At 69.3% G+C, this 9,939-nt stretch carries 8 protein-coding genes; 7 read left to right on the forward strand and 1 reads right to left on the reverse strand.

Translation table 11 applies throughout. The features are described 5' to 3' along the window. Position 1 precedes the first annotated feature (1 nt). Together DTS01S_RS28335 and prfH are read left to right on the forward strand one after the other, a co-directional pair. Positions 2-1,174 carry an RNA ligase RtcB family protein gene (locus tag DTS01S_RS28335; RefSeq protein ID WP_074932020.1) on the forward strand — a complete coding sequence of 391 codons (1,173 nt, stop codon included), beginning with the start codon at positions 2-4 and terminating at the stop codon, positions 1,172-1,174. Beyond that, positions 1,165-1,764 (forward strand): peptide chain release factor H, encoded by a 600-nt coding sequence (gene prfH / locus DTS01S_RS28340; RefSeq protein WP_017406060.1) that lies wholly within the window; start codon positions 1,165-1,167, stop codon positions 1,762-1,764. Before DTS01S_RS28335 ends, prfH begins: the two co-directional genes overlap by 10 nt. A gap of 10 nt (positions 1,765-1,774) precedes the next feature. On the opposite strand, the gene DTS01S_RS28345 is transcribed toward prfH, so the two are convergent. After that, positions 1,775-2,545 carry a sulfite exporter TauE/SafE family protein gene (locus DTS01S_RS28345; RefSeq protein ID WP_026062561.1) on the reverse strand — a complete coding sequence of 257 codons (771 nt, stop codon included), beginning with the start codon at positions 2,543-2,545 and terminating at the stop codon, positions 1,775-1,777. Positions 2,546-2,690: 145 nt separating this feature from the next. On the opposite strand from DTS01S_RS28345, the gene DTS01S_RS28350 reads away from it, so the two are divergent. From DTS01S_RS28350 to DTS01S_RS28370, 5 genes are all read left to right on the forward strand, one after another. Beyond that, positions 2,691-3,602 carry a LysR family transcriptional regulator gene (locus DTS01S_RS28350; protein WP_016450448.1) on the forward strand — a complete coding sequence of 304 codons (912 nt, stop codon included), beginning with the start codon at positions 2,691-2,693 and terminating at the stop codon, positions 3,600-3,602. Between the two features lie 21 nt (positions 3,603-3,623). Further along, a complete protein-coding gene (gene trhP / locus DTS01S_RS28355) occupies positions 3,624-5,012 on the forward strand; it encodes a prephenate-dependent tRNA uridine(34) hydroxylase TrhP (protein ID WP_016453913.1) in 1,389 nt (462 codons plus the stop codon). A 112-nt stretch (positions 5,013-5,124) separates the two neighbouring features. Beyond that, on the forward strand, positions 5,125-5,997 hold the full coding sequence (locus tag DTS01S_RS28360; protein ID WP_016450446.1) for a hypothetical protein: 873 nt from the start codon (positions 5,125-5,127) through the stop codon (positions 5,995-5,997). 25 nt (positions 5,998-6,022) lie between these two features. After that, positions 6,023-7,468: an aminotransferase-like domain-containing protein gene (locus tag DTS01S_RS28365; protein WP_016450445.1), complete on the forward strand. Its 1,446-nt coding sequence runs from the start codon at positions 6,023-6,025 to the stop codon at positions 7,466-7,468. Positions 7,469-7,716: 248 nt separating this feature from the next. Further along, positions 7,717-9,879, forward strand: a complete 2,163-nt coding sequence (locus DTS01S_RS28370; RefSeq protein WP_017406062.1) for a TonB-dependent receptor family protein — start codon at positions 7,717-7,719, stop codon at positions 9,877-9,879. The last annotated feature ends 60 nt before the right edge of the window (positions 9,880-9,939 follow it).

The raw sequence follows: 9,939 nt of genomic DNA on the forward strand, positions 1-9,939 counted from the left end.
GATAGGGGGGAAGGCGCGCAGCGACTCAGGGGGGCCGGACATCCATCTTCAGGTGTTCGCCAACCGCGGCGTCTGGATTGAAGACGCCGCCATCCAACAACTTCAAACGACGGCCCGCAACCTGGCCGGCATGCGCGCAGCCGTGGGCCTGCCGGACCTGCACCCGGGCCGGGGCTACCCGGTAGGGGCAGCCTTCTTTTCCGTGGGCCGCTTCTACCCGGCCCTGGTCGGCGGCGACATCGGCTGCGGCATGTCGCTGTACAGCACGGAGCTGGCAGCGCACAAGACCTCGGCTCCCAAGCTGGAAAAGGCGGTGGGCAACATCGACGGCCCCCTGCCCCAGGAACTGCTGGACGCCGTGGACATGCAGCAGCTGGAGCACATCGCCCAGGCCAGCGGCGTGGCCGACCTGGCGTATCTGCAGGACAGCCTGGGCACCATTGGCGGCGGCAACCACTTTGCCGAACTGCAGGTGGTGGACACGCTGTACGAGGACGGCGCGCTCGACAGGAAGCGCGTGCACCTCATGGTGCACAGCGGCTCGCGCGGGCTGGGCGGCGCCATCCTGCGCGCCCATGTGGAGGCCTTCAGCCACGACGGCCTGGCCGCCAGCAGCGATGCCGCCACGCAGTACCTGCGCCAGCACGCGGCCGCCATCGCCTTCGCCCAACTGAACCGCGCCAGCATTGCGGCACGCCTGCTGCGCGCCCTGCGCACGCGCGGCCAGGCCCTGCTGGACATCACCCACAACCACGTGATCGCCCACCACTGGCGCGGCGAAGACGGCTTTTTGCACCGCAAGGGCGCCACGCCGGCCGACCAGGGTCTGGTGGTGATCCCGGGTTCGCGCGGCGACTACAGCTACCTTGTGCGGCCCGTGGCCGGGCGTGACGAGGCACTGCACTCGCTGGCGCACGGCGCGGGCCGCAAGTGGGCACGTACCGATTGCATGGGCCGCCTGCGCCCGCGCTTCACGCTGGACGAACTGCTGCGCACAAAATTCGGCAGCGCCGTGGTCTGCGCCGACCGCGAACTGGTCTACGAGGAGGCCCCCCAGGCCTACAAGGACGTGGACTCCGTCGTCGCCAGCCTGCAGGAAGCCGGCCTGGTGCAGTTGGTGGCGCGGCTGCGCCCCCTGCTGACCTACAAGAAGGGAGCCATGCAATGCTGCTGATCCAGCTGACCGCATCCCACGGCCCCGCCGAGTGCGAGCATGCCGTGCGCCTGACCCTGCGCGAGCTGCTGCGCGACTGCGCCGCCAGCGGCATCACCGTGGACGTGCTGGAAGAAACGCCCACGCCGGCCGGCTACAGGTCCGTGCTGCTGCGCTGCGAGGGCGACACCGGCCTGCTTCACGGCACGCTGGGCGCCTGGCTGGGCACCATCCAGTGGGTCTTCGACAGTCCCCTGCGCCCCCACCACCCGCGCAGGAACTGGTTCGTGGCCGTGCAACAGTGCGAGCCGCCCCGGCAATTGCCGGCAGACGGCGAAATCGTCTTCCAGGCCTGCAAGGCCTCGGGCAAGGGCGGCCAGCATGTCAACACCACGGACTCCGCCGTCCATGCCCTGCATGTGCCCAGCGGGATCTCGGTGAAGGTCATGAGCGAGCGCAGCCAGCACGCCAACAAGCGGCTGGCGCGCGAGCTGCTGGCCCTGAAGCTGGCGCGCCTCAACGCGCAGGGCGAGGGCCAGGCCCGGCGCACGCGCAGCCAGCTGCACTGGGAGGTGGAGCGCGGCAGCCCCGTGAAGGTGTTCCGCGCCTGAACGCCCGGGGCTAGCCCCTGGCGCACATGTAGATGCCCAGGGCCAGCAGGCCCAGCATCAGCACGCGCTTGAAGACCTGGGGCGACAGCGACTGGCGCAGCCGCTCGCCCCAGGCCATGCCGGCCAGGGCGGGCAGCAGCATCAGCGCGGAAACCAGGGCTGTGGCACCCCACCCCGTCCAGGACGAAGCGGCATGGCCCGGCCCCTGCGCCAGCGCCATGCCCGCGCCCAGCGCCAGCGTGGACACCGTGAAGCACAGGCCCATGGCCTGCATCAGCGCCTGCCGGCCCAGCGCCAGCGATTGCAAAAAGGCCACGGCCGGCACCACGAACACGCCGGTCAGCGCCGTGATCCCGCCCGTCAGCAGACCACACAACAGGCCCAGCCAGGCCTGATGCCTCTGCGGCAACTGCAGGCCCGGCCCCCACAGGCCCCACAGGGCATACACAACCAGGGCCACGCCCAGCGCCGTGCGCGCCACGGCGGCCTCGCCCACCGGGCCCCACCACAGCATGCCGCCCACCGTGCCCGCGACAATGCCCAGCTGCATCCAGCCCAGGCGCCGCAGCAGCGGCCACAGCGATGGCAGGGGCCGCATCTGCACCACATTGGTCACCAGGGACGGCAGCAGCAGCCAGGCCGCCGCCTGCCCGGCCGGCATGAACAGCGCCAGCAGCGCCATGGACACCGTGGGCAGGCCCAGGCCCACCACCCCCTTGACGACACCGGCCAGCCCGAACACGGCCACCGCCGCCGCCAGCACCCACCACGCATCCCACATCACGGCCACCCTGCACTTTCCACCGACTTGGCTCAGGCCCTTCCTGAACCTCATGGCGCCATGCTCGTGCACCAACAAAGGGATCACAATCGGGAATCTTCAAACCAAGGCTCAGGCATGGCCTGATCCTTCAGCACCACAGGCCATGCGATTCGACCTCACCGACCTGCAGCTGTTCGTCCACATCCTCGACTGCGGCACGCTCACCGCGGCGGCCGGGCGCTCGCACATGACCCTGGCCTCGGCCAGCGAGCGCGTGCGCGGCATGGAGGCGCAACTGGGCTGCGCCCTGCTCGCGCGCCAGGCGCGCGGCGTACGGCCCACGGCGGCCGGCCACACGCTGGGCCAGCATGCGCGCAGCGTGCTGGCACAGATGCAACGCCTGCGCGGCGACATGGCCGAATACGGCGCGGGGCTGGCCGGCCATGTGCGCGTCTGCGGCAACACCTCGGCCGTGGGCGAGCACCTGCCGCTGGCCGTGGCGGGCTTTCTGCGCAGCCACCCGCGCGTGGCGCTGGAGCTGCAGGAATGCGGCAGCGCCGAAGTGCTGGACCGGCTGCGCCAGGGCCTGTGCGACATCGGCGTGGCCAGCGATGCGCAGGACACCACCGGCCTGCAGGCCACGCCCTGGCGCCCCGACCCGCTGGTGGCCGTGCTGCCGCGCGGCCACCGCCTGGCCCGGCGCACGCGCCTGGCCTTGCAGGAGCTGCTGGCCGAAGACTGGGTGGGCCTGCCGCACGATGCCGCCCTGCAGATGCTGGTGCGCCAGCAGGCCGCCTTGCTGGGGGGGCCGTCGGAAGGGCAGTTGCGCTGGCGCGCCCAGCTGCAGCACCTGGACAGCATCTGCCAGCTGGTGGGCCAGGGCGTGGGCGTGGCCGTCATGCCCGCCGCCGCCGCGCAGCGCCTGGCCCCGGCCAGCGGCGCCCGCGCCGTGCCCTTGAGCGATGCCTGGGCCCGGCGCCAGCTGCTGCTGTGCACCGTCCGGGAAGACCAGTTGCCCGCCCATGCCAGGCAGTTGCTGGAGCATCTGCAAGGGCTTGGCTCGCCTGAGCCTTAGCGAACCATGTTGGAAAGCGCTATGCAGGACAATACGGGGATCATGACCCTCAAAGCCCCCGAACTGCTGCTGCCGGCCGGCTCGCTCGACAAGATGCGCGCGGCCTACGACTTTGGCGCCGACGCCATCTACGCCGGGCAACCCCGCTACAGCCTGCGCGCACGCAACAACGAATTCCGCCTCGAACAGATCGCCCAGGGCATCTCCGAGGCGCATGCGCGGGGCAAGAAATTCTTCGTCACCAGCAACCTGATCGCCCACAACGACAAGGTGCGCACCTATATCCGCGACATCGAGCCCGTGATCGAGTGCAAGCCCGACGCGCTGATCATGGCCGACCCCGGCCTGATCATGATGGTCAAGGAAAAGTGGCCCGAGACCGAGGTCCATCTCTCGGTGCAGGCCAACACCACCAACTGGGCCACGGTGAAGTTCTGGCAGAAGGCCGGCGTCTCGCGCATCATCCTGTCGCGCGAGCTGTCGCTGGACGAGATCGAGAAGATCCGCCAGGAATGCCCGGACATGGAGATCGAGGTCTTCGTGCACGGCGCGCTGTGCATCGCCTACTCGGGCCGCTGCCTGCTGTCGGGCTACTTCAACCGGCGCGATCCCAACCAGGGCACCTGCACCAATGCCTGCCGCTGGGACTACAAGACGCATGACGCGGCCGTGGACCCCAATACCGGCGAGGCCCTGGCCCAGACCATGGAGCAGGACTTCAGCTTCGAGAAGGCCCGCGAGGAAGCCGACAGCCAGTTCACCAGCACCTGCGGCGACGGCGCGCGCCACCCCAAGGCCGAGCAGGTCTACCTGCTGGAGGAAAAGGGCCGCCCCGGCGAGCTGATGCCCATCATGGAAGACGAGCACGGCACCTACATCATGAACTCCAAGGACCTGCGCGCCGTGGAGCATGTGGAGCGCCTGGTGAAGATCGGCGTGGACTCGCTCAAGATCGAGGGCCGCACCAAGAGCCTGTACTACGTGGCCCGCACGGCCCAGGTCTACCGCCGCGCCATCGACGATGCCGTGGCCGGCCGCCCCTTCAACCCCCACCTGATCACCGAGCTCGAAGGCCTGGCCAACCGTGGCTACACGGGCGGCCTGCTGGAGCGCCGTCCCTCGCAGGACTACCAGAACTACGAGACCGGCCACTCGGTGCTGCAGCGCAGCCACTTCGTGGGCGAAGTGCGCAGCTATGCCGACGGCATGGCGGAGGTGGAGACCAAGAACCGCTTCTCGGTGGGCGACACGCTGGAGATCATCCACCCCCAGGGCAACCGCCAGGTGCTGCTGGAGAAGATGTTCAACCTCGACGGCGAGCCCGTGCAGGTGGCCCAGGGCAACCCGGTGCGCGTGCGCATCCCCCTGGAAGGCCCGGCTGAAGGCGCGCTGATCTCGCGCCTGCTCTGAGGGCGGGCTTCGCCCCTGCTTCCAGTTTTTCTTCTTGGCGGCCGTCCAGGTCCATTGCCGCAATGGCCTGGAGCGGTCGCCTTTTTCTTTCATTCCTCATTTCTGCACTGCCATGGACATCGTCGTCAACGAAGAACTCAAGGCCTACATCGACCCGCTGACCCCCGATGAACTCGACGCGCTGGAGCGCAGCATCCTGGCCGAGGGCTGCCGCGATGCGCTCGTGCTCTGGAACGACCTGCTCATCGACGGCCACAACCGCTACGCCATCTGCCAAAAGCACGGCCTGCCCTTCAACACCATCCAGGCCACGCAGTTCAAGAACATGGACGACGTGCACCTGTGGATGATCGACCAGCACCTGGGCCGCCGCAGCGTGTCCGACTTCCAGCGCGGCGTGCTGGCGCTGCGCAAGCGCGAGATCATTGCGGCCCGCCGCTCGGCCGCTGCCGCCGCCGTGATGGCGGCCAAGGCCGAGGCGCCGGCCCAGCCCGAAGGCGAAGCGCCCTGGGAAGGCGAGACCGACCCCGTGGTCGCCGCCGCCCTGGCCAGCGTGGCCAAGGTGCCCGATGAGGCCCTGGACACGCGCGAGGCCCTGGCCCGCGTGGCCCGCCTGTCCAGCAGCCAGGTCAAGCTGATCGAGACCATCCAGCAAAAGGCCGCGCCCGAAGTGGTGGCCGCCGTGCGCTCGGGCGACATCTCGCTGAGCACCGCCGCCGTGGTCGCCAGCCTGCCCGTGGATGAGCAGCAGGCCGTGGCCGCCGCCGGCGCCGACGAACTCAAGCAGGCCGCCAAGCGCGTGCGCGATGCGAAGAAAAAGCCCAAGGCCGCCAAGCCCGAAGCCGACGCTGCCGATGGCGAAGGTGCGGCCGTGACCGCCTCGCCCGAGGAACTGCAGCAGCGCGTGAACGAACTTGAAGCCGAGAACGAGCGCCTGCGCCAGCAGATCAAGGCCTTGCAGGAACTGCTGGCCGAACAGGGCTGATCCCCGGGCCGCGACCTCCCCAGGCATGACGCGCTACCAGGAACTGGCCGACGATATCGAGGCCTCCATCGCCGCAGGCGTGCTGCGCGCGGGCGACAAGCTGCCCTCCGTGCGTCACACCAGCGAGCGGCGCGGCGTCAGCGCCTCCACGGTGTTCCAGGCCTACTACCTGCTGGAGGCACGCGGCCTGGTGCGCGCGCGCGAGCGTTCGGGCTACTTCGTCGCGGCGCGGCCGCACAGCGCCCCGCCCGAGCCCACGCAGCTGTCGGCCCCCCCGGGCGAGCGCTTTGCCGTGGTCGATGTGAGCGAGCGGGTGTTCGAGGTTCTGGAATCGTCCATGGACCGCGATGTCGTACCGCTGGGCTCGGCCTTTCCCTCGCCGCGCCTGTTCCCGCTGCAGCGCCTGGGCCAGGCCCTGGCCCGCGCCGCGCGCCAGGCCGATCCGCGCAGCGCCCTCGATGACCTCACGCCCGGCAGCATGGCATTGCGACGCCAGATCGCGCGGCGCTACCTGGCCGACGGTCTGGCACTGTCACCGTCCGACCTGGTCATCACCAATGGCGCGCTGGAGGCACTGAACCTGTGTCTGGCCGCCGTCACGCGGCCCGGTGGCGCCGTGGTCATCGAATCGCCCTGCTTCTACGGCGCGCTGCAGGCTCTGGAGCGCATGGGGCTGTCCGCCATCGAGGTGCCCACGCATCCCGGCGAAGGCATGGACCTGGCCGCGCTGGAGACCGCCGTGCAGCGTCACCGGCCCCAGGCCATCTGGTTGATGACCAGCTTCCAGAATCCGCTGGGCAGCCTGATGCCCGAGGCGCGCAAGAAGGCCCTGGTGGAACTGGCCACGCGCCACCAGCTGCCGCTGATCGAGGACGATGTCTACGGCGAGCTGTACTTTGGCGAACACCGCCCGCCACCGGCCAAGGCCTTCGACACCGAGGGCTGGGTGCTGCACTGCGCCTCGTTCTCCAAGTGCCTGGCGCCCGGCTGGCGCGTGGGCTGGACCGCTCCGGGCCGCTTCACGCGCGCCGTGGCGCGGCAAAAGCTCACCACCACGCTGGCCACCAATGCCCCCAGCCAGCAGGCGCTGGCCGACTACCTGGAAAGCGGTGGCGTGGACCGCCACCTGCGCCGCCTGCGCCAGAGCCTGGCCCTGCAGCGGGACCACATGGCATCGGCCATTGCCCGCCACTTTCCGCAAGGCACGCGGGCCACGCGGCCCGAGGGCGGCTACTTCATGTGGATAGAGCTGCCGCCGTACTGCGATGCGCTGGCCCTGCACCGCGCAGCGCTGGCGCGCGGCATCAGCGTGGCGCCGGGGCCGATCTTCTCGGCCTCGCAGGCCTTCGGCCATTGCCTGCGGCTGAACTACGGCCATGACTGGAGCGACGAGACCGGGCAGGCCCTGGCCACGCTGGGCGAGCTGGCCCGCGCAATGCAGTCCCTTCCCGCAGCAAAAGCAGCAGGGTAAGCGCCCGCTGCGCTGGAGGCACCTGCTGCGCTGTAGCGCCCGGGCAACGCGACCCCGCGCAGCTGCTGCCAGCCTGGTGCCGGCTGGATGATTCTCATTTAGACTCGCGCACCGAACCGGCATTGCCGCCATGCATGCTGACCGGTCCTTGTCTCCTGCTTCCGCCTCGCCCGCCGCCACGCGTCCTGCAGCCTGCCAGCCGACCCTTCAGCGCTGCACCATTCCCAGAGGCACAAAGGAAGTTTTCCATGGTTTCCAGCAATCACTGCGCCACGCTCACAAGCTGCGCGGCCGCTGTCGCCGCCGCCCTGCTGTCGCTGCAGGCGTCGGCACAGGCACCATCGCCCACCACCACCGCACCCGAGGCCGGCCTGTCCACCATCACCGTCACGGGCAACTGGCTGGACAACCCCAGCGAGGAAAAAGTGCTGGACCATGCCGGCGCGCGCACCATCGTCGAGCGGCCGCGCATCGAGGAAACCGGCGCCTCCAGCCTGCGCGACGTGCTGCGCCTGGTGCCCGGCGTGCAGGTGCAGGACAGCAACGGCACGGGCGGCAGCGATGTGTCCCTGAACATCGGCGTGCGCGGCCTGACGGCACGCCTGTCGCCGCGCTCGTATGTGCTGATGGACGGCGTGCCCGTCTCCTACGCGCCCTACGGCCAGCCCCAGCTGTCGCTGGCGCCCGTCTCGCTGGGCAACCTGGAGTCGGTGGACGTGATCCGCGGCGCGGGCTCGGTGCGCTACGGCCCCCAGAACGTGGGCGGCATCATCAACTTCGTCACGCGCGCCATTCCCAAGACCTTCGCGGCCGAGGCCTCGGTGGGCGCCGAGTTCTACAGCCACGGCGGCAATGCCAAGACCACGCCCAGCCTCTTCGTGGGCGGCACCAGCGAATCCGGCCTGGGCCTGGCCCTGCTGTACTCGGGCACGCATGGCGACGGCTGGCGCGCAGGCAATGACAAGACCGACATCGACGACATCCTGGTCAAGGGCGCCTACCGCATCTCGGCCCAGGACGACATCGCCGTCTCGCTGCACCACTTCGAGGGCTCGGGCCGCATGCCCGGCGGCCTGACCACGGCGCAGTACGCGGCCGACCCGTTCCAGTCCACGCGCTCCTACGACAGCTTCGACGGCCGCCGCACCGATGCCTCGTTCAAGTACAACCACAAGGACGGGCGCAACAACTTCGAGCTGCTGGGCTACTACGTGGACTCGTTCCGCGGCAGCCACATCGAGCAGGACAACGCCAACCAGCGCCGCCTGACCGCCGCGCCGCGCAGCTACCACTACTTCGGCATCGAGCCGCGCTACTCGCGCCTGTTCGAGACCGGCTCCGTGGTGCAGGAAGTCAGCGTGGGCTACCGCTACCTCAAGGAAAGCAGTTCCGAGGTCGCGCTGCGCACCGCCTACTACAACCCCGCCACCATGGCCAACGCCATGGCCCTGCCGATCACGCCCTACCAGACCAGCCAGGGCGGCACCACGGCCCATGCCTTCTACATCGATGACCGCATCGACATCGGCAACTGGACCATCACCCCCGGCGTGCGCTACGAACGCATCAACTCCTTCAACAACGTCAGCAACCTGGGCGCCGACGGCAGCACCGTCACCAGCCAGCTGTTCCCCAAGGCCGAGGCACGCGAGCTCCTGCCCACGCTGTCCGTGCTCTACCGCATGAATGCGCAGTGGTCGCTGTTCGCCAACGCGGGCAAGTCCTTCGGACCGCAGCAGTATGCGCAGCTGGCCCAGACCGAGCGCGGCCTGCATCCCGAATCGGCCAAGACCTATGAGGTGGGCACGCACTACAACAGCCCGGCGCTGAACGCCGAGCTGACGCTGTTCAACATCGACTTCGACAAGGAACTGCTGCTGACCCGCGTGGGCGTGGACGGCATCTGGACCGACCTGGGCGCCACGCGCCACCGCGGCATCGAGTCCTCGCTGCGCTACGACCTGGGCCAGTGGAATGCCGCGCTCAAGGGGCTGACGGCGGGTGTGTCCTATACCTATACCGAGGCCGTCTCGCGCGCCGGCGATTTCGCGGGGCGCGACCTGCCGCTGTACTCGCGCCACACGGGCCAGCTGTGGGCGCGCTATGCGCTGGGGCAGTGGACGCTGAATGCGGACCTGGCCGCGCAATCGAAGCAGCGCTCTCCGGGGTCGGGCACGCAGTATGTGACGCAGGAAGATGCTGCGGGGCGGCTGGGCGATATTCCCGGGTTTGCAACCGTGGGCCTGCGTGCGGGCTATGACTTTGGCAAGTCGCTGGGCAATCTGCGGGTGGCTGTGGGGGTCAAGAATCTGTTTGATCGCAGGTACTACACGCGGTCTACGGACAACAACGGGGGCAAGTATGTGGGGATGCCTCGGACGTTGTATGTGCAGGGGACGTTGCCGTTCTGAGGCTGCTATTGCAGGGGCCTGAACTTTTTGGTCCCTGCCGGGGGGTTGTTTTTCGAGGCC

The organism is Delftia tsuruhatensis NBRC 16741 (genome assembly GCF_001571325.1).
Lineage (GTDB): Bacteria > Pseudomonadota > Gammaproteobacteria > Burkholderiales > Burkholderiaceae_C > Comamonas > Comamonas tsuruhatensis.